Raw genomic sequence first — 19,122 nt, forward strand, 5'->3', positions numbered from 1 at the left:
GGCTGCCTCCGAAGTGTGCGGGCGGGTCAGGCCGCGGCGCTGACGCGGACGAGGTGGCGAGCGTAGGCCTCGGTGGTGAGGAAGGCGGGGAGGTCGTCGCCGAGGGCGGTCTCCTCGAGGATCCGCACCGCGTTGTCGAGCAGTTCGGGATCGACGCCTTCGGATATGAGGGTGGCCCGCTCGCGGTCGATCAGCCGGCGGACCAGGTCCGGGGTGGCGAGCGAGCCAACGGTCAGCCGGGTGCAGTGGTGCTGCCACTGCCAGATCTGGCAGCGGGCGATCTCGGCGGTGGCGACGTCCTCCATCAGGCCGAAGACGGCGACCGCCCCGGCGCCGCCGAGCCACGCGGTGAGGTAGCGCAGGGCGACGGCGACATTGGAACGCAGCCCGTGGTCGGTCGGCAGGCCGGGGGAGAGGCGGTGAACGGCGAGCAGGTCGGCGGCGGTGACCTCGACGTCCTCGCGGGTGCGGTCGAGCTGGTGGGGGCGGTCGCCGAGGACGGCGTCGAAGGCGGTGCGGCAGGTGGCGACGAGGCCGGGGTGGGCGACCCAGGAGCCGTCGAAGCCGTCGCCGGCCTCCCGCTCCTTGTCGGCGCGAACCTTGGTCAGGGCCGCCTCGTTGGCGGCCGGGTCGCGCTGGGGGATGGCGGCGGCCATGCCGCCGATGGCGTGGGCGCCGCGACGGTGGCAGGTGTGCACGAGGAGGTCGGTGTAGGCGCGCATGAAGGGCTGGGCCATGGTGAGGGTGGCGCGGTCGGGGAGCACGTACCGGGGGCCGTGGTGGGCGAAGTTCTTGATGAGGCTGAACAGGTAGTCCCAGCGGCCCGCGTTCAACCCGGCGGCGTGGTCGCGCAGTTCGTACAGGATTTCGTCCATCTCGAACGCCGCGGTGATGGTCTCGATCAGGACGGTCGCGCGGATCGTCCCGTACGGGATGCCCAACTCGGCCTGGGCGAAGGTGAAGACGTCGTTCCAGAGCCGGGCTTCGAGGTGGTTCTCCAGCTTCGGCAGGTAGAAGTACGAGCCGGAACCGGCCGCGATCTGCGGTCGGCCGCAGTGGAAGAGGTAGAGGCCGAAGTCGACCAGCGCGCCGATGGCCGGGCGGCCGTCGATCAAGAGGTGCTGCTCGTCCAGGTGCCAGCCGCGGGGGCGCACGACGATGGTGGCCGGGTTGTCCCCGACCCGGTACCGCTTGCCCTCGGGGGTGGTGTCGTCGATCCGGCGCTCGATCGCGTCGATCAGGTTGAGGTGGCCGTTGACGAGGTTGTGCCAGGTGGGGGAGGTGGCGTCCTCGAAGTCCGCGAGCCACACCTTGGCACCGGAGTTGAGGGCGTTGACGGTCATCCGGCGCTCGGGCGGGCCGGTGATCTCCACCCGGCGGTCGGCGAGGCCGGGGCCGGCGCCGGCCACCCGCCAGGTGGGGTCCTCGCGGACGGCGCGGGTCTGCGGGAGGAAGTCCAGGGTGCCACCGGACGCCAACTTGGCGGCGCGGCGCCGGCGTTCGGTGAGCAGTTCGGTGCGCCGGGCGGTGAACTCGTCGTGCAGACGGGCGAGGAAGGCGAGGGCCTCGGGGGTGAGGATCTCCTCGAAGCGGTCCTCGTGTTCTCCGAGGACCTCGACGCGACTGGACTGGCTCATCCGGTTCTCCAGGAAGCAGGCGGTGACGGGTGGGGCCCGGGGCCTCGTCCCTCAACGAGGCCCCGGGCGGGTGGGCGGCACGGAGCTCCCTCGCTCCGCCGTGCGAGCCGCCGGGGGTGGCACGGTCCGGCGGGCTCGGGTCGAGCCCGCCGGACGGCCTGGCATCAGTGGAACTGCTCGGCCTCGGTGGAGCCGGTCAGCGCGAGGGTCTCGGCGTTCGGGTTGAGCGCGGTGGAGACCAGGCCGAAGTACCCGGTGCCGACCTCGCGCTGGTGCTTCACGGCGGTGTAGCCGTCCGGCACGGCCGCGAACTCGGCTTCCTGGAGGTCGACGTAGGCGGTCATGCCGTGCTCGGCGTAGCCGCGGGCGAGCTGGAACATCGAGTGGTTGAGCGCGTGGAAGCCGGCCAGGGTGATGAACTGGAAGCGGTAGCCCATCGCGCCCAGCTCCCGCTGGAACTTGGCGATCTGGTCGTCGTCCAGGGCGGTCTTCCAGTTGAAGGACGGCGAGCAGTTGTAGGCGAGCATCTTGTCCGGGTACTCGGCCTTGACCGCCTCGGCGAACTCCCTGGCCTGGGCGAGGTCCGGGGTGCCGGTCTCCACCCACAGCAGGTCCGCGTACGGCGCGAAGGCGAGCCCGCGGGAGATGACCGGCGCCATGCCGGGCTCGACGCGGTAGAAGCCCTCGGCGGTGCGCTCGCCGGTGCAGAAGCGGGCGTCGCGCTCGTCCACGTCGGTGGTGAGGAGGTTGGCGGCGAGCGCGTCGGTGCGGGCCACGATCACGGTGGGCACGTCGGCGATGTCGGCGGCCAGGCGGGCGGAGTTGAGGGTGCGGATGTGCTGGGCGGTGGGGACGAGCACCTTGCCGCCCAGGTGGCCGCACTTCTTCTCCGAGGCCAGCTGGTCCTCGTAGTGGATGCCCGCGGCGCCGGCCGCGATCATGCCCTTGGTGAGCTCGAAGGCGTTCAGCGGGCCGCCGAAGCCGGCCTCGGCGTCGGCGACGATCGGCACCAGCCAGTCCGGGCCCTCGTTGCCCTCGGCGGCGTCGATCTCGTCGGCCCGCAGCAGGGCGTTGTTGATCCGACGCACCACCTGGGGAACGGAGTTGGCGGGGTAGAGGCTCTGGTCGGGGTACGTCTGGCCGGCCTGGTTGGCGTCGGCCGCGACCTGCCAGCCGGACAGGTAGATCGCCTGCAGCCCGGCCTTGACCATCTGGACGGCCTGGCCGCCGGTGAGCGCGCCGAGCGCGTGGATGTAGTCCTGCTCGTGCAACTGCTGCCACAGGCGCTCGGCCCCGCGCCGGGCGAGGGTGTGCTCCTCGCGTACGGTGCCCGAGAGACGGACGACGTCGGCCGCCGTGTACGTGCGCTCGACGCCGGCCCAGCGGGGGTCGGACGCCCACCGCGCGGCCAGCTCCGCCGCCTGCTGCTCCTGCTGCTGCCGAACCGACTGGGTCATGGTGATCCGCTCCCGGGGACGTCTTGCGAAGGATGTGAGGCACCTCTCACCACGGTGACGAGAGGGCGGCCGGGCGGTGCCGGGCTGCGGTGGAACACCGCGGGACGTGGTCGCCCGGACAGCGGATCACAGAAGTTGACCTGCCATTTCGGCGCTGTCCTGCGCGCCTCCCGGCCGCAGGACCGACTCTGGCACCCGGTGGCGCCGCCGTCACCGATGGAGCCGTGCCAATTTCTGCGAAGCGTCGTCGGCGAATCTGCGAAGCCTGCGAAGATCCTCTCCGCGCCATCCCGGCTAGGCTGCCCCCCACGAGGCCGACCCGTCGGCCGATCGTCGACGTGGGGGGAGACCAGGACGATGGGGAAAGCCTTCGCAGGCGCCAGACTCCGTCGGCTCAGGGAGGAACGCGGACTGAGCCAGGCCGCCATGGCACGACTCGTCGACCTCTCGGCCAGCTACCTCAACCAACTGGAGCACGACGCCCGCCCGTTGACCGTCCCTGTCCTGCTGCGCCTGACCGAGGCGTTCGGTGTCGAGGCCGGATACTTCGCCCCGCCGGACAGCGCCCGGCTCACCGCCGAACTGCGCGACTCCCTCGGGGACGAGATCGCGGCCGGCCGCATCACTCCGGGCGACCTCGACGAGGTCGCCGCCCGCCTGCCCGCCGTGGCCCGGCTGCTGACGGACCTGGGACGCGGGCGCCGCGCCATGGGCGAACAGCTCGCCGTCCTCGCGGGCGACCGGGGCCCCGGCGTCGACGCCGCCCGCACGCCGCACGAACAGGTCCGCGAGTTCTTCTACCGCCGCCAGAACTACGTCCACGAACTCGACACCGCGGCCGAGGAGTTGGCGGGCGACATCCGGCTGAGGCGCGGCGGGGCCAGAGCGGTGCTGGCCGAACGGCTGACCTCCGCGCACGGCGTCCGGATCGCCGTCGGCGGGGACCAACTCCACCAGTACGACCCGCGGCAACGGACCCTGTGCCTGTCGGACCGGCTGCGCCCCGGCCAGCAGGCCTTCCGCCTGGCCACCCAACTGGCGTACCTGGAGCACGACGCGCTGCTCACCGAACTTGCCGCCCAGGACGCCCCGGAGGGCTCGGCGGCCCACTCGCTCACCCGGATCGGCCTGGCCAACTACTTCGCCGCCGCCCTCGTCCTGCCCTACGCCGCCTTTCACGCCGAGGCCGAGTCGGCGCGCTACGACATCGAGCACCTCGCCGACCACTTCGGCGTCGGCTACGAGACGGTCTGCCACCGCCTCAGCACCCTGCAGCGCTCCGGCCTGCGCGGGGTGCCGTTCTCCTTCGTGCGCGTCGACCGCGCCGGCAACGTCTCCAAGCGGCAGTCCGCCACGGCCTTCCACTTCTCCCGCACCGGCGGCACCTGCCCGCTGTGGAACGTCTACGACGCCTTCGCCGCACCGGGCCGAGTCCATGTCCAGGTCGCCGCCATGCCGGACGGCCGCCGCTACCTGTGGACCGCCCGTGCCGTCACCCGCTCACCCGGCGGCTGGGGCCGGCCCGGCAAGACCTTCGCGCTCGGCCTCGGCTGCGAGATCCGCCACGCCGGCCGGCTCGTGTACGCCGCCGGCCTGGACCTCGGCGACGAAGCCGCCGCCACCCCCATCGGCCTCGGCTGCAAGGTCTGCGAACGCCCCGCCTGCCCCCAGCGCTCGGCCCCGGCCATCGGCCGGCCCCTGGCCGTCGACGAGCACACCAGCACGTTCATCCCGTACTCCGTACGTGTCGACCTGGAACGCTAGGACACCGAGGCACTGGTGTTCGGCCCGGCCTGCCTCGACGGTGTCGAAGCACACCGCAGCGACGACGCGAACCGCCAACCCGCCGCCGGGGACCCGCCGAACCGCCTCGCAGGCAGGCGTACGAATTCCGTAAGCAGCAATCGCCACCAGGTCGGGTGGTGCGCGCTGTGTCATGGAGGGGTGCGACACAACCCTTCCTCCTCGCCCTCTCCGCCCTCCACGCGGCGGTTCGATCTGCCGTTGCCCACGCCGCCGGAGGCACTGCGGAGAGGCCCGCTGCGCGGGGGCACCTTCCGGTCCCCGCTGCACGATCCACGCACCGCCGTGGTGATCGGCCGCTGGCTCGGTGCGGCGCTGCTGGTCTGCTTCCTGACCGGGCTGTACAGCCATGTGCTGCAGGACCCGCCCGCCTGGCTGCGCGATCACCTGTCCGCCCGCCCCGCGGGCCTGTACCGGTTCACCCAGGGCGCGCACGTGATCAGCGGTATCGCCGCGATCCCCTTGCTGGGCGCCAAGCTGTGGACCGTCTACCCGCGACTGTTCGAGTGGCCGCCCGCGCGCGGCGTACGGCATGCGCTGGAGCGGCTGGGCATCTTTCTGCTGGTCGCGGCGATCGTGCTGGAGCTGTTCACCGGGCTGCTCAACACGCTGCAGTGGTACGTGTGGCCCTTCCCGTTCCGGCAGACGCACTTCTGGCTGGCGTGGATCGCGGTCGGCGGCCTGCTGCTGCACCTGGCCGTCAAGGCGCCCGAGATCGCGGCCCACTGGCGTCGGCCACGACCGGAACTGCCGCAGCGCCGCGGCTTCCTGACCGCCGTGACCGCCTCGGTGCTGACGGTCACGGCGGTCACGGCCGGGCAGACCGTACCCTGGCTGCGCCGGATCGACCTGCTGGCGCCGCGCCGTCCGGACATCGGCCCGCAGGGCCTGCCCGTCAACCGGACCGCCGCCGCGGCCGGCACCGCACAGCCGCCCGCCAACTGGCGGCTGAAGGTCATCGGCCCCGCATCGTACGAGCTGACGATGGATGAGCTCCGGGCCATGGACCAGCACGAGGCCGTGCTCCCGATCTCCTGCGTCGAAGGTTGGAGCGCCTCGGCGCACTGGGCCGGGGTACGCATCCGGGATCTGGTGGCGCGGGCCGGAGCACCGCCCACCGCCCGGCTGCGGATCACCTCCCTGGAGGTGGACGGCCCTTACCGGGAGACGGAGATGGAGGCCGCCTACGCCGCCGATCCGCTGACGCTGCTGGCGCTGCGGGTCAACGGCGAAGTGCTGGACACCGACCACGGCTACCCGGCCCGGGTGATCGCCCCGGGCCGCCCAGGTGTGCTGCAGACCAAGTGGGTGGACCGGATCGAGGTGATCGTATGAGGGCGGCGGCCGCGCTGCGGACGGTGACCGCGCTCCTCGCGGTGGGGGTGATCGGCTACGGCGTCCACGGACTCCTGCACGACCACGACATCCGGGACCCGCTGGACGTCCTGGAGTGGGCGGTGGGCGGCGTCGTGCTCCACGACGGGCTGTGGGTGCCGCTTCTCTGCCTGGCCGGGGCCGCCCTGCCGAAAGCACCGTGGACGGTGCGCGGCGGCCTGATCGTAGCCGCCGCACTGACCGCCGTGGGACTGCCGGCCGTCCTGCACGCGGGAGCCGACCCCAACCCGACCGTGCTGCCCTTGCCCTACACGCGCAACCTGCTCCGGCTGCTCGCAGCGACGGCCGTGGTCACGCTGCTCCTGGAGGCGGTCAGGAGGGCACGCCGGGCAGACCGGTAGCCATGAACAACAGCAGACCGGCCGATCGGCGCGGAGGTCGTCGCGGATCTCCCAGCGGGTGCCCGGACGGCGGGACCGGTGCGGGAGCGCGAAGGCGACTTCGACGACCCAGCGGCGGACGCCCGGGCCGGAGCCGTGGTCGGTCCCCCTGCGCGGTCCGGGCGGATGCCCGGACCGCGCAGGTCACGGCGGTGGGTGTGGTGGTCGTAGCCGCGGACGGCGTACCGCACATCGGGGCGTCGCCCCGCAGGCGCAGGCAGCCGGGTGAGCCGGGTACGCCGCGCTCGCCGCGTGGTGCGGTCCTAGGCTGGTCGGTAGGAGCCACTCGGCAGAAGTCCCCATCAAGCGGGGGACGGGCGAGACCGCACTGGAGGTGTCCCATGGTGTCTCCTGCTTCCTCAGCGACCGGTGCGGGCGGGAAGCCCGCGGTGCGCCACTGCTGCCCGAGTGGCACGGTGACCTTCGCCGGTGTGCTGGTGTTCATCCTTGCGCTCTTCAACGGCCTGAACGGCGTCGCCGCGATCAACCGGTCGCACGTCTTCGTCGCCGGCGCCCACATCGTCGTGGGCGATCTGCGGGCCTGGGGCTGGACCCTGCTGGTGCTAGGGATCCTGCTGGCCCTGATCGCGGCCGGCATCCTGGCCGGCAGCCAGCTGGCACGCTGGGTCGGCGTGGCCGTGCTGTCGCTCAACGCCTTCTCGCACATGTGGGTGGTGGCCAGTTACCCGCTCTGGTCCGTGCTGATCATCGTCCTGGACATCCTGGCGATCTACGCGCTCTGCGTGCACTGGGGCGACCAGGAGCACGAGGAGGCGACGCGGTAGCCGACCTCGACGGCGACGACCACGGCGGTGAACGGGGTCGGTACGGGCCGAGGCGGTGCTCGACGAGCGCCGCGCTCCACCGAGGCGCCGGGCTCAGCGGAAGGCGTCGGCATGGCGCTCGCACCAGTCGCGGAAGGTCCTGGGGGCGGTCCCGGTGATGTTCTCGACGTCGTCGGTGACGAATCCGGCGCGACCGGAGCGGAGAAACTCGTGCAGGCGCTCGATGAGGTGCGCCTCCGCGGGCGGAGTTCCCCGCTGAACGGCAGCCTGGGCGAACTCGTGGGGAGTGACGTCCTCGAAGTCGATCGAACGCCCGGTCACCGCGGCGATGATCTCGACCTGCTCGCGCGAGGTCAGGCCCTCCGGACCGGTGAGGAAGTACCCCTTCCCCACGTGACCGTCCTGGGTGAGGGCGACCACGGCGACGCGTGCGATGTCTTCCGGGTCGATCACGCCGCGCCGACCGTCACCGGTCGGGTCGACGACCTTGCCCGCACGGACGGAGTCGCGCCACCAGAGGGCGTTGGACGCGAAGGAGTTGGGCCGCAGGTAGGTCACACCGAGGCCGGACTCGCGCAGGACCTGCTCGCGAGCCGCGACGATGGCTCCCATGGGGTTCTCCTCCAGCGGCAGCAGGCGCGCGCCGACGGAGGAGAGCAGGACGATCTTCGGCGCCGCCGCGTCTCGTGCGGCGTCGATCACCGTCCTGGTCTGCTCGGTCCCGCCTCCGACCTGCATCAGGAAGACGGCCTCGACGCCCTGAACCGCCTTGGACACGCCGGCGGGGTCGTCGAGATCGCCGACGGCGAGCTCGATCCCCGCCGGGAGGCCGGCCGCCCGGGAGGGGTCGCGCACCAGCGCCCGGACGCTGTGGCCCAGCGCGTGCAGCTGCCGCGCGACGGGGCCGCCGACGTTGCCTGTTGCTCCAGTGACGAGAATCATCGAAACACTCCCTCTTCGGCTGCTCAGCGGCGCTGAGGTGTGGTGCCCTGTCATCAGGGCCCGCAGGTGCGCCCTCGCTCCGGCGACAACCACTGTGGCACCGCCGGAGCACAACTGACCGGCCCGACTCGTCCCACCCGGCGCGCGAGTGCCGGCTGCAGGCGTGAACGCAGGTCACGGCCGGTGCAGCGGCAGCCCTGGAGTCGAATTCGAATTGATTCGAGTGTGTGGGTCAAGCTGAGGCGCTGTCAATCCCCGCGGTCGCGGTGAGCCGACCCGTCCGGCCATCGGGTCGGTCGCCGGGGGTCGGGGGCATGTGAACTGACCACTCGAAGCGGCCGTGTCGGCTCCGGCGCGCGGGCGAGGTCAGGCTGCCTGCCGTTGTAACTCGAATCTGTTCGAGTTTTATAAGGGCGGCCGGGCCGGCGTCAACCCTTCCGACGGGACGGATCAACTCGCAGGTGGGAAGCGCGGATTCGTGTTCGGTGTCGAGTTGAACTTGCCGCTGACGACACCTTGACGGCGACCTTCCGGTGGCTAAACTCGAATCCATTCGAGTTTGGATCCGCCGCGACGGACCGGCGGCGGCCCTTCAGAACGGAGAGACCATGACGGACAGGCATGACGCCGTGGTGATCGGTGCGAAGCCCGCCGGAGGTGCCGCATGACGACGCGGCGCGTGGTCTTCATCGGCGCGGCCGGCGAAATGTGCCGGGTGGCCGTCGAGCGCTTCGCCCGGGCGGACGGCGACTGGCGGCTCACCCTCTGCGACATCCGGCCCGAGATCCTCCACCCCCTGGTGAAGCGGCTGCCGGCCGGTCGCGCCACGGTTCAGAAGCTGGACCTCTACGACCGCACCGGCCTGATGGACGTCCGTCCCGCCACCCCCGGGGCGGAGTACGTCTCCAGGTAGGCGGTCACGAGCCGGCGCGCCTCGTCGATCGTCGCGTCGTCACCGGTCGGCGAGGTGTGGAAGGCGATGTCGAACAGCCGGTGACCGGCCGCGAAGGCGAGCTCCAGCACCAGCGGCGGGGTGTCGGCACGCAGCAGGTCCCGCTCGACCAGGAAGGTCCGCAGCCGCTGCGCCCGAGTCCGGTCGAAGTCGCGGACCAGTTCCTCCAGCCGCTCGCTGCGGCCCGCTCGGCGTGAACCTCGTCGCGCACCCGCGCACGATCGCCCTCCTCGGCCCCGACCTCGACGAGGCGATCGCCCAACTGCGCTACGGCACCGTTGCGTTGAATGCCTGGACCGGCCTCGGCTACCTCACCGCGACCGCCACCTGGGGTGCCTTCCCCGGCCACACCCTCGACGACGTCCAGAGCGGCATCGGCGTCGTGCACAACGCCCTGCTCCTGGACGACCCGGAACGCACCGTCGTCCAGGGCCCGTTCCGCCCGGCACCGCGCTCCCTCCTGCACGGCGAACCGGCCATCTCCCCCAAGCCCCCATGGTTCGTCGGCAACCGGACGGCGGCCACCACCGGCCGCCTGCTGGCCGACTTCGCCGCCGACCCCCGCTGGTCCGCGCTGCCGGCGATCTTCGCCTCCGCCCTGCGCGGCTGACCGCGCGCCCCCTCTGGAGAACAATCATGCTCAACCTCGCTGTACTGCTGGAAACCACCGCCCGCGACCAGCCCGAGCGCACGGCCGTGGTGCTGGGCGACACCCGTCTGACGTACGCCCAGGTCGACGCCGAGGCGCGCCGGGTCGCGGCGGCGCTGGCGGCGCGCGGCATCGGCCGCGGCGACCGGGTCGCGCTGAGCTGTCCCAACCTGCCGCTGTTCCCGGTCGTGTACTACGGCATCCTCAAGGCCGGGGCGACGGTCGTCCCACTGAACGTGCTGCTCACCGAGCGGGAGATCGCCTACCACCTGACGGACTCCGGGGCGAGGGCGTACTTCTGCTTCGAGGGCACGGAGCAGCTGCCGATGGCGGAGGCCGGCCGCGCGGCCTTCGCGTCCTCACCGGCCTGCGAGTACTTCGTCCTGCTCACCGCGGGCACCGCGGACCCGACGGAGTGCGGTGAGGCGACGCTGGCGGACTTCACCCGCGGCCTGCCCGCCGAGTTCGACACCGTACGGACCGACGAGACGGACACCGCCGTCGTCCTCTACACCAGCGGCACGACGGGCCGCCCCAAGGGCGCGGAGCTGACGCACAGCAACATGGTGCAGAACGCGCTGGTGGGCACCCGGATCTGCGACGCCGACCCGTACGACGTCCACCTGGTGGCGCTGCCGCTGTTCCACGCCTTCGGCCAGACCGTCCAGCTGAACGCGGGCTTCGCCTCCGGCGCGACCCTGGTGCTGATGAGCCGCTTCGACGCGGCGACGGTCCTGGAGCTGATGGAGCGCGAGCTGGTCAGCGTCTTCGCGGGGGTGCCGACGATGTTCTGGGCGCTGCTGACCTGCGAGAGCGCGGAACGGTTCGACCTGGCCGCGATCGCTGCGGCGCTGCGGCTGTGCATCTGCGGCGGATCGGCACTGCCGATCGAGGTGCTGAAGGGCTTCGAGGAGCGGTTCGGCGTGCCGATCCTGGAGGGCTACGGCCTGTCCGAGACCAGCCCGCTGGTCTCCTTCAACCGGATCGGCCTCCCGCGCAAGGTGGGCTCGATCGGGCTGCCGGTGTGGGGAGTCGAGGTCCGGGTCACCCGCTCCGACGGCACGGAGGCGGACGTCGACGAGCCCGGCGAGCTCCAGGTCCGCGGCCACAACGTCATGAGGGGATACCTCCACCACCCGGAGGCGACGGCGGAGGCGATCGACCCGCACGGTTGGTTCCGCACCGGCGACATCGGCCGCCGCGACGCCGACGGCTACCTCTCGATCATCGACCGCACCAAGGACCTGATCATCCGCGGCGGCTTCAACGTCTACCCCCGCGAGGTCGAGGAGGTGCTGCACACCCATCCGGGCATCAGCCTGGCCGCCGTGGTCGGCGTCCCGCACCCGAGCCACGGAGAGGAGGTCAAAGCGTACGTCGTCCGCCGGCCCGGCGCGACGGTCACCGAGCAGGAGATCGTCGCGTGGAGCCGGCGGAACCTCGCGGGCCACAAGTACCCCCGGCTGGTCGAGTTCCGCCCGTCACTACCGACGACCGCCACCGGCAAGATCCTCAAGCGCGACCTCGCGGTCGACTGATCGCCACGAGGCCCTCCCGCCGGTCAGCAGTCGTGATGCTCCTGGCGGGAGACGACGCGACTGCTGACCGGCGGGTGTCACCGCCCGGGCCGCAGGGCCGCGGCTGCCGTCCGGCCGAGCCAGACGCCCAGCAGCGTCTGGACCAGACCGATCAGCAGGGTGGCCGCGACCACCAGTGCGGCCAGCGCCGGCAATCCGGCCAGGGCGGCCACCGTACGGGCGGTGCCGGCCACCGCCTCGCCGGAGGCGGCGCGCCACAGGAGTGGGGCGCCCCAGCCGACGAGGGCGGCCACCGTTGCGGTCAGGACGGCCGTCCGGGCGCGCAGGCCGCGTACCGCCGTTGCCGCGCCGATGAGCAGACCGCACGGGAACGGCAGGTACCAGAGCCCCCAGAGCGAGCCGACGGCCACCAGGACGGTGGCGCCGACCAGCCCGGCGGGGAGGGCGAGCGCGGTGGCCCGCCGACCGTCCGTCGCCTCGCTCGGGAGTGCCGGCCGCTCCTGCGAGGACTGCTTCTGCGGGGACTGCTCCTGCGGGGACTGCTCGTGCGGGGACTGCTTCTGAAGTTCCGTCACGGCGCTCACGCTCCCGGTCGCAGGGTCCACACCTTGGTGGAGGCAGGTTGGTCCGCGGCCATCAGCAGCGGCAGGTTACGGCCCTCCCACCAGTACGGGACGAAGTTCCGGTACCAGGGCGACGCCGGGTTCTCGCTCTGTCCGCCCGGGTAGACGGCCTGCGCGGTGGCGCTGCCCTGCCCCGTCCAGCCGACCACCATGCGCCAGCTCGGGCCGAAGGTGGAGGTCATGCCGCCGTCGGCCGCGTTGACGGTCCAGCGGTCGCCCTCGGCGGGCTCGGGGCCGTAGCCGATCGCGTCGGCGCCGGTCAGCGACGGGATCTGTCGGGCGTGCACGCGGTCCCAGGTCCAGGTGGTGGGGTCGGTCCCGAGGTCCTGGGAGAGCTCCGAGACCGCCTGGGTGAACGCGGTGCGCATGGCGTCCGTCGCCGTGCGGGGCGGGCCGCCCGGGGAGGTGAACGCCGGGTTGGTCGGGTCGTGCAGGGTCCAGGCCTCCAGGTTCTCGTCAAGGCTGGGAAGCGCGCTGGAGACCTTCAGGTAGAAGCGGTCCCGCTCGACCGGCACCTTGGACTGGTCCCACCAGGGCTGGAAGGTCGTCTCCAGGTAGTCGTTCCAGAAGGTCCACCAGATCGGCCCGCCGGCGACGCCGGGCCGCATGGTGCAGTCCCAGCGGTTGAGGACGTCGAGCGCCGCCTGCTGGCGGGCGTCGAGCTTGGTGCCGGCCAGGGCCTCCTTCAGGTGCGGCAGCATCACGGTGGCGAGGTAGTCCGTCACGTCGTTCTGCAGCGTGGTGAAGTCGGCGCCGGTCATCGCCTGGTGGCTCTCCAGGAACTGGTAGATCCGGTTCGCCCGGTAGCCGTTGTCGAAGGAGTTGAGGGTGGTGCCGATGTAGTACGGGTAGTCGGCTGAGACCGGGCGCTGGTTGGCCGTCGCCACCACGTGGTTCGGCGGGTTGTAGACCTGGGGGGTGGCGTCGAACGGGATGGCGCCGACCACGTCGTACTCGCCGGTGCCGGGCATCGGGAACCAGGGGTTGCCGCCCTTGGTCAACGGGAAGTACCCGGCGGAGACCACGCCGATGTTCCCGCTGCCGTCGGCGTAGGCGAAGTTGAGCGTGGGGGCGTGCCAGTCGGCCAGCGCGGTGCGGAACTCCTGGTAGTCGTGGGCCTTGTTGACGGAGAGCAGCACCGCCAGGTCGGGGGAGGGGACGTTGCCCATCCAGCTGACCGAGGTGGTCTGCCCGGCCCGGGTCAGTACCGGCCCGTGCACCGTGAGGTCCACGGCGAAGTGCTCGGTGTCCCCGCCACGGACCGGGATGGAGTACTCCAGCCGCTCCATGGGGTGCCAGGCGTTGTTCCAGTAGTACTGGCCGGGGTGGTCGGGGCTGGTCTGCTCGCTGTAGAAGACCGTCGACTGGTTCTGCGCGTCCGTCAGGGACCAGGAGATGTTCGCGTTCCGGCCGATCAGCACGCCGGGCATGCCGGCCATGCTGGCGCCGGTGACGTTCGTCTCCGGAGAGGACAGCGCGATCTGGTACCAGTACGAGGGCAGGGTCATCGGCAGGTGCGGGTCGCCGGCCAGCATCGCGTTGCCGCCGGCCACCGCCGGGCCGTTCGCCACCCAGGCGTTGCTGTCCGGGAAGGAGTGGATCTGGGTGGCCGGGAGCGCGCGGATGGTGTCGAGCAGGGTCCGGGCCGCGGTGGCCTCCCCGGCGGGGTCGGCCCCGCCGGTCGGCGCGACCGGTGCGGGGCGCGGCTGCGAGCGGTTGGCGGCGGCGTGGCCGTCCGGCCCGGCGGTGTTGACGTTGGCGGGCAGCGGCGCGATGCCGAGGTCACGGTACGGCCCGGTGTCGTACGGCCGCTGGTCGTTGGGCGCGTGCACCGGGAACCAGTCCATGGTGCGCTGCTCGCCGAGGGAGTCGCGGAAGATCGCGTAGTCCAGCGGGGTGCTGGTGAAGTCCATGCTCTGGGTGAGGACTTCCTGGATGACCAGGCTGTCCACCGGCGTCCAGTCGGCCGGGTAGACGCCGGTGAGGGAGAAGAGGGCCGGCCACTGTCCGTTCTGGCGCAGCTCGGAGATCCAGGCGTTGACCCCTCGGCTGTAGCTGGTGAGGGCGCGGCCCGCAGGGCTGTCGGGCGGGGTGGCGGCCCACTCGGCCTCGGCGGTGCGCAGGAGTCCCATCTGCAGCTCGAAGCGGTCGGATTCGAGGCTGGCCGGCCCGTTGAGCTCGGCCAGCCGGCCGCGGCCCGCGCGCCGTTCCAGGTCGAGCTGGGCGAGCCGGAACCGGGCGTGCAGGTAGCCCTGGGCCTGGAACAGGTCGTTGTCGGAGGCGGCCTTGACGGTGGGGACGCCGTTGTCGTCGAAGGCCACCGTCACCGGCGAGCTCAGGCCGGTCAGGGTGAGGGTCTCGGTGTGGGGGAGTTCGGCGCCGGCCGCGGAGTCCCACACCCCGGCCCCGGGGACGAGGGCTTTTCCGAGGGCGGGGACCGGCCCGATGCCCAGCGCGAGCAGCGCGAGGACCAGGCCGGAGACGATGGCTGCCACCGCCGCGTGGGTGGCTGTGCGTATTCGCCGCGGCAAGTTGACTCCAGAGGTGCGGGGTTGGGTGGATGTGTGGTGGTGGGGGGCGGAGCCCCTCCCGGGTCCTCAGGACCAGAAACTGTCCATCCGGCGGTGGATGCCCTCGACGGTGGCCCGGAGTTCGGCGTGCCCGGCCGCGGAGCCGTAGACCGTCCCGATCAGCCATTCGGTGCCGGCCCGCCAGTCGGCCCGCCAGGACGGGTCGATCCGGGCATCCACCAGGTCCACCCCGGGGATGGCCTGGAGGTCCTCGACCAGCTCGCTGTCGCCGGGGGCGAGCCCGTCGGTGGGCGGCGAGAGGAAGTACTGGAAGGCCACGGCGGGGCAGTTCGCGCCGAGGGCGAGCACCGGCGCGGGCGGGGCGAACTCGCGGAGGGCCAGCCGCACGGCGAGGGTGAGCAGGTCCGTCCCGGCCGAGCGCTTGAGGACGTCCGAGACGTGCCCGCCCAGGCGTCCGTTGACCTCGATCAGCCGCGGTCCGTCGGGGGTGAACTTGATCTCGGTGTGGGTGACTCCCTCGCGGATGCCGAGCGCCCGCAGTGCGCTCTGCTCCAGGGCCACGACCTCCTCGGCCAGGCCGTCCGGGAGCAGGGCCGGCGTGAAGTAGCCGGTCTCCCGGAAGGGGTGGGCCAACGGCAGCTTGCCGGTGACCGCGATGGTGCGGATCTCGCCGTCCCTGATCGCGGACTCGACCGAGACGTAGTCGCCCCAGAACTCCCCCACCACGGTGGGGTCGCTCACCAGGTACTCCTCCAGGACGAACACCGCCGGAGTCGCCGCGTCGCGAGTGAACTCGGTGTACCGGTCGGCCAGTTCACCAGCGCTGCTAACCAGGCAGGTGTCCACGCTGCCGGCCCCCGAGCGGGGCTTGAGCACGGCGGGCAGGCCGGTCGCGGCCAGCGCCGGCCCGAGGTCGGCGGCGGAGTGGACCGTCCGGCAGACGGTGGCCTGCACTCCGGCTGCCGCCAGCGCCTCCCGCTGGCGGAACTTGTCGACGAGGACCTCCACGGTGGCGCGGTCGTGGAACGGCACGCCGCACCGCTCGGCCACGGCGGCGGCCGTGCGCAGCAGGCGGTCGCTGAAGGTGATCACGCCGGAGGCGCCGAACTCGACGGCACGGTCGCACAGTTGCCGCTCGGTCAGGCCGGCGGTGTCCACCACGGTGGCCGACTTCGGCAGGGTGGCCAGGTCCGCGGCCGTCCTCGGGTCGCCGAGGTCGGCGAGGAAGACCACCGTGCACACCCGCCGCGCGGCGGTCAGGACGCCGCGCGGCGTCGCCGAACCCCGGCCGTAGACGACCAGGAGCACCGGCAGCGCGGCGGCGGAGGTTCGGGTCTGCGGGTCGGTGCGGTCCACGCTCAGCGCTCCTGCGGCCGGATCGGGGTGAACGCCGCCCGTTCGGCGGCGACTGACTGGTGCTCCCAGGCTTCCCGGTCGCGCAGGTAGCGGGGCCGGTCGGCGACGATGGCCCGGGTCTCGGCCGAGCCGGCCGAGAGCCGCCAGCGCACCGACCCGGTGACCCGCGCCGAGCAGACCTCGACGAACGCCTGGCTGGCCGCGCGCAGCTCGCCGAACCAGCGGCCCTCCAGGGCCTCGCGGACCCACAGCTGCTCCTGGTGCATCTTCTCCCGCAGCAGCTCGGCCGAGAGGGTGGCCGTCTCCAGGTGGCGGCGCGAGCGCAACAGCAGCCAGGCGGCGGGCATCTCGCGGATCTCCAGCACCTTCGGCCCGTGGCCCAGGTGTTCGAGTCCGCTGTAGCGGCCCAGTCCGTGGGCGCCGACCAGGTGGTTGAGGGTGTCGATCAGCTCGGTCAGCGACAGCCGCCGGCCGTCCACGGCGACGGGTCGGCCGGCCTCGAAGGCGACCTCGACCGTCTCCGGGGCCTCGGCGGGGCGCAGTGCGCTCCACCGGTAGAGCTCCTCGGGCACGGCGTGGTCCTCGGGGTCGTCGAGGATCCCCGACTCGAACTCCCGGCACCACAGGTTGGAGTCGCCGCTGACCAGCCGCCCGCTCAACTGCTCCAGGCCGGCCTCCTTGAGCTCGCGCATCTTCTGGTGCCGGTCCACCGGGTCCAGGTCGTACGGGCTGCCGTAGTGGCCGGCGAAGCCGAGCAGTTCGAGGGCGCCGTTGAGTCGGCGCAGCGTGTTCTGGGAGCGGTTGGCGGTGTGCAGCACCGTGGTGGCACCGAGTTCGTGTGCGGTCCGGACGGCGACCTTGGCGATCAGCGGCCGGCTGAGCGTGGAGCTGACGGGATGGGTGTCGAGGTAGACGGCGTGCGCGGCGATGGCCGGGCGGACGAAGTCCTCGGCGAACTCCTGTCTGCCGTCGACCAGGTGGAGCCGGATGCCGAGCAGGTCGGCGATCCGCTGCTTGTGCTCGCTGCTCTCGTCCTCGCCGAGGTCGACGCTGACGGCGTGGATGTTGCGGGCGCCGGCCCGGACCAGGCGGTGCAGCAGGTAGCTGCTGTCCAACCCGCCGCTGAACAGGGTGACGACGGGGGCGGACGGGTCGCGGGCGATGGCGTCGAGCTCGCCGAAGGAACGGAGGACCTGCGAGGTCATCGCGCCGATCCCTCCACCCCGTGCTCGGCCAGGGCGGCGGTGAAGCCCGCGATTGTCGGCTCGTCGAACGCGAGGTCCATCGGGACCTCGACGCCGAGCAGCGACTCCAGCTTCCGTACGGCGCGCACCACCTTGAACGAGTCCCCGCCGATGTCGAAGAAGTCGTCGTCCGGGCCGATCGAGGGCAGCCCGAGGACCTCGCACCACACCCCGGTGACCACGGCGGCCAGGTTGTCACCGGCCGGAGCCTGCGGCCCGGTGGCGGTGGTGCCGGCGGCGCTGACGGTGGGCAGCACCTCCCCGGCCCGCTCGGTCAGCAGGGCGCGGTCCAGCTTGCCGTTCGCGGTCAGCGGCATGGCGGCCAGGGTGGTGAACGCCGCCGGAACCATGTACGAGGGCAGCGCGCCGCGCAGCGTCTCGCGCACGGCGGCGGTGACGGCAGCGGGCTCGGGGTCCCCTTCGAGCACCAGGAAGCCGACCAGGCGGGCGTCGCTTCCCTTGCCGTGGGCGACCGCCGCCGCCTGCCGGACCCCGGGCACGCGCAGGGCGGCGGACTCGATCTCACCCAGTTCGATCCGGTAGCCGCGGATCTTCACCTGGAGGTCGACCCGGCCCAGGAACTCCAGGCCGCCCACCGGGTGGGTGCGGACCAGGTCGCCCGAGCGGTAGAGCGGGCCGGAGCCGTCGCCGAGGTGGTCCGGGACGAACCGCTCCGCGGTGAGCTCGGGACGGTTGAGGTAGCCGAGGGCCAGGCCGGCGCCGCCGATGTAGAGCTCGCCGGGCTCGCCGTCCGGTACGGGCTTGCCGTCCTCGTCCAGGATCCACAGCGTGGTGTCCTCGATCGGCGGGCCGATGTAGACGGTGTCCAGGTCCGGATCGCGCGGGGGCACCCAGGCGGTGCAGTAGATGGTGCACTCGCTCGGCCCGTAGAGGTTGGTGAGCGGCGCGGTGGACTGCGCGTGGAAGCGGCGGACCAGCTCGGGCGCGAGCGGCTCGCCGCCGGTGAGGACGCGCCGCAGGCCGTCGAAGCGCTCCTCGGGCCCGCGGGCCAGCAGGAACAGCTCCAGCAGCGAGACCACGCAGTAGAAGATGGTGATCTCGGCCGAGCGGATGGTCTCGGCGAGGTAGTCGGCGTCGCGCTGGCGGCCGGGGGCGGCGATGACGACGGTGGTGCCGGTGATGAGCGGCCAGTACACCTCGATCAGGAACATGTCGAAGCTGCACGCGGTGTGGTGCAGCATCCGGTCGGACGGGCCCAGGCCGTGGCTGCGCTGCAGCGCCCGCAGGCGGGTGGTCACCGCGCGGTGCGGGATCAGCGAGGCCTTCGGCCGGCCGGTGGAGCCGGAGGTGTAGATGACCACGGCGGGCTGCTCGGCGAGGTCGGCCGCGGGCTCGAACGGGACGGCCGGTTCGGCCGCCGCGCACTCGGTGACGGTGACCACCTCGATGCCGAGGTCGACGGGGAAGCGGGAGCGCAGTTCGGGGGTGGTGATCAGCAGCCGGGGCTCGCAGTCGGCCAGCATGTCGAGGGTCCGGGCCACCGGGTCGTTGACGTCGAAGGCGACCTGGGCGGCGCCGGCCAGGACGACGCCGGTCACGCCGATCACGAAGTCGGCCGAGCGCTCCAGGTAGACCGCGACCCGCTCGCCCGGGCGCACGCCCCGCTCCCGCAGCAGCGAGGCGACCCGCACGGTCCGGTCCCGGAGCTCGCCCGCGGGCAGCACCCGGTCGCCGTCGACCACGGCGGGGTGCGCCGGGTCGGCGTCCCACCGGGACAGCAGCAGGGTGTCGAGCCGGCGTTGGTCGTCGTCGAGAAGCGTGGCCGTAGTGCTAGCCATGGCGGTTCATGTCCAATCGGTGTGGTTGGTG

16 protein-coding genes are annotated in these 19,122 nt (G+C 72.4%); 7 read left to right on the plus strand and 9 right to left on the minus strand.

The window, feature by feature from the left end:
- Positions 1-26: 26 nt before the first annotated feature.
- Positions 27-1,637, minus strand: coding sequence for a malate synthase A (gene aceB / locus ACFVWU_RS26180; RefSeq protein ID WP_387625380.1), 1,611 nt, complete (start codon positions 1,635-1,637; stop codon positions 27-29).
- A 164-nt stretch (positions 1,638-1,801) separates the two neighbouring features.
- Entirely contained in the window at positions 1,802-3,094 is a 1,293-nt protein-coding gene (gene aceA, locus ACFVWU_RS26185; RefSeq protein ID WP_387625382.1) for an isocitrate lyase, read from the minus strand.
- A 357-nt stretch (positions 3,095-3,451) separates the two neighbouring features.
- Between aceA and ACFVWU_RS26190 the strand changes: the two genes are divergently transcribed.
- The 4 genes from ACFVWU_RS26190 (at position 3,452) to ACFVWU_RS26205 (ending at position 7,457) form a co-directional block, all read left to right on the plus strand.
- Entirely contained in the window at positions 3,452-4,858 is a 1,407-nt protein-coding gene (locus tag ACFVWU_RS26190; protein ID WP_387625384.1) for a short-chain fatty acyl-CoA regulator family protein, read from the plus strand.
- Positions 4,859-5,098: 240 nt separating this feature from the next.
- Positions 5,099-6,232: a molybdopterin-dependent oxidoreductase gene (locus ACFVWU_RS26195; protein WP_387625386.1), complete on the plus strand. Its 1,134-nt coding sequence runs from the start codon at positions 5,099-5,101 to the stop codon at positions 6,230-6,232.
- Positions 6,229-6,633 (plus strand): hypothetical protein, encoded by a 405-nt coding sequence (locus ACFVWU_RS26200; protein ID WP_387625388.1) that lies wholly within the window; start codon positions 6,229-6,231, stop codon positions 6,631-6,633. Before ACFVWU_RS26195 ends, ACFVWU_RS26200 begins: the two co-directional genes overlap by 4 nt.
- 455 nt (positions 6,634-7,088) lie before the next feature.
- The gene (locus tag ACFVWU_RS26205; RefSeq protein WP_387625390.1) at positions 7,089-7,457 is read left to right on the plus strand and encodes a hypothetical protein; all 369 of its coding nucleotides are present in this window, start codon (positions 7,089-7,091) and stop codon (positions 7,455-7,457) included.
- A 93-nt stretch (positions 7,458-7,550) separates the two neighbouring features.
- Here the strand turns inward: ACFVWU_RS26205 and ACFVWU_RS26210 are convergent, their stop codons facing one another.
- Positions 7,551-8,399 carry an NAD(P)H-binding protein gene (locus ACFVWU_RS26210; protein WP_387625392.1) on the minus strand — a complete coding sequence of 283 codons (849 nt, stop codon included), beginning with the start codon at positions 8,397-8,399 and terminating at the stop codon, positions 7,551-7,553.
- Between the two features lie 664 nt (positions 8,400-9,063).
- Between ACFVWU_RS26210 and ACFVWU_RS26215 the strand changes: the two genes are divergently transcribed.
- Entirely contained in the window at positions 9,064-9,312 is a 249-nt protein-coding gene (locus ACFVWU_RS26215) for a hypothetical protein (RefSeq protein WP_387625394.1), read from the plus strand.
- Here ACFVWU_RS26215 and ACFVWU_RS26220 read toward each other — a convergent pair.
- On the minus strand, positions 9,246-9,521 hold the full coding sequence (locus tag ACFVWU_RS26220; protein ID WP_387625415.1) for a hypothetical protein: 276 nt from the start codon (positions 9,519-9,521) through the stop codon (positions 9,246-9,248). The two genes, ACFVWU_RS26215 and ACFVWU_RS26220, sit on opposite strands and share 67 nt — an antisense overlap.
- Positions 9,522-9,544: 23 nt before the next feature.
- On the opposite strand from ACFVWU_RS26220, the gene ACFVWU_RS26225 reads away from it, so the two are divergent.
- Entirely contained in the window at positions 9,545-9,961 is a 417-nt protein-coding gene (locus tag ACFVWU_RS26225; protein WP_387625396.1) for a hypothetical protein, read from the plus strand.
- A gap of 26 nt (positions 9,962-9,987) precedes the next feature.
- A complete protein-coding gene (locus ACFVWU_RS26230; RefSeq protein WP_387625398.1) occupies positions 9,988-11,538 on the plus strand; it encodes a long-chain fatty acid--CoA ligase in 1,551 nt (516 codons plus the stop codon).
- Positions 11,539-11,615: 77 nt separating this feature from the next.
- On the opposite strand, the gene ACFVWU_RS26235 is transcribed toward ACFVWU_RS26230, so the two are convergent.
- The 5 genes from ACFVWU_RS26235 to ACFVWU_RS26255 all read right to left on the minus strand — a co-directional run bounded on the left by ACFVWU_RS26235 (position 11,616) and on the right by ACFVWU_RS26255 (position 19,091).
- Positions 11,616-12,113 (minus strand): hypothetical protein, encoded by a 498-nt coding sequence (locus ACFVWU_RS26235; RefSeq protein ID WP_387625400.1) that lies wholly within the window; start codon positions 12,111-12,113, stop codon positions 11,616-11,618.
- 5 nt (positions 12,114-12,118) lie between these two features.
- Positions 12,119-14,656, minus strand: coding sequence for a penicillin acylase family protein (locus tag ACFVWU_RS26240; RefSeq protein WP_387625402.1), 2,538 nt, complete (start codon positions 14,654-14,656; stop codon positions 12,119-12,121).
- Between the two features lie 102 nt (positions 14,657-14,758).
- A complete protein-coding gene (locus ACFVWU_RS26245) occupies positions 14,759-16,048 on the minus strand; it encodes an acetyl-CoA carboxylase biotin carboxylase subunit family protein (protein ID WP_387625404.1) in 1,290 nt (429 codons plus the stop codon).
- A 2-nt stretch (positions 16,049-16,050) separates the two neighbouring features.
- Positions 16,051-17,253, minus strand: a complete 1,203-nt coding sequence (locus ACFVWU_RS26250; RefSeq protein ID WP_387625405.1) for an argininosuccinate synthase-related protein — start codon at positions 17,251-17,253, stop codon at positions 16,051-16,053.
- Positions 17,250-19,091, minus strand: a complete 1,842-nt coding sequence (locus ACFVWU_RS26255) for an amino acid adenylation domain-containing protein (protein ID WP_387625407.1) — start codon at positions 19,089-19,091, stop codon at positions 17,250-17,252. The genes ACFVWU_RS26250 and ACFVWU_RS26255 overlap by 4 nt, the downstream gene beginning before the upstream one ends.
- Positions 19,092-19,122 lie beyond the last annotated feature (31 nt).

It is taken from the genome of Kitasatospora sp. NPDC058190, from assembly GCF_042883685.1.
Lineage (GTDB): Bacteria > Actinomycetota > Actinomycetes > Streptomycetales > Streptomycetaceae > Kitasatospora.

Excerpts from the sequence above, each read along its gene's own strand:
- aceB (WP_387625380.1), bottom strand. The coding sequence starts at position 1,637 with ATGAGCCAGTCCAGTCGCGTCGAGGTCCTCGGAGAACACGAGGACCGC.
- aceA (WP_387625382.1), bottom strand. The coding sequence starts at position 3,094 with ATGACCCAGTCGGTTCGGCAGCAGCAGGAGCAGCAGGCGGCGGAGCTG.
- ACFVWU_RS26190 (WP_387625384.1), top strand. The coding sequence starts at position 3,452 with ATGGGGAAAGCCTTCGCAGGCGCCAGACTCCGTCGGCTCAGGGAGGAA.
- ACFVWU_RS26200 (WP_387625388.1), top strand. The coding sequence starts at position 6,229 with ATGAGGGCGGCGGCCGCGCTGCGGACGGTGACCGCGCTCCTCGCGGTG.
- ACFVWU_RS26210 (WP_387625392.1), bottom strand. The coding sequence starts at position 8,399 with ATGATTCTCGTCACTGGAGCAACAGGCAACGTCGGCGGCCCCGTCGCG.
- ACFVWU_RS26215 (WP_387625394.1), top strand. The coding sequence starts at position 9,064 with ATGACGACGCGGCGCGTGGTCTTCATCGGCGCGGCCGGCGAAATGTGC.
- ACFVWU_RS26230 (WP_387625398.1), top strand. The coding sequence starts at position 9,988 with ATGCTCAACCTCGCTGTACTGCTGGAAACCACCGCCCGCGACCAGCCC.
- ACFVWU_RS26250 (WP_387625405.1), bottom strand. The coding sequence starts at position 17,253 with ATGACCTCGCAGGTCCTCCGTTCCTTCGGCGAGCTCGACGCCATCGCC.
- ACFVWU_RS26255 (WP_387625407.1), bottom strand. The coding sequence starts at position 19,091 with ATGGCTAGCACTACGGCCACGCTTCTCGACGACGACCAACGCCGGCTC.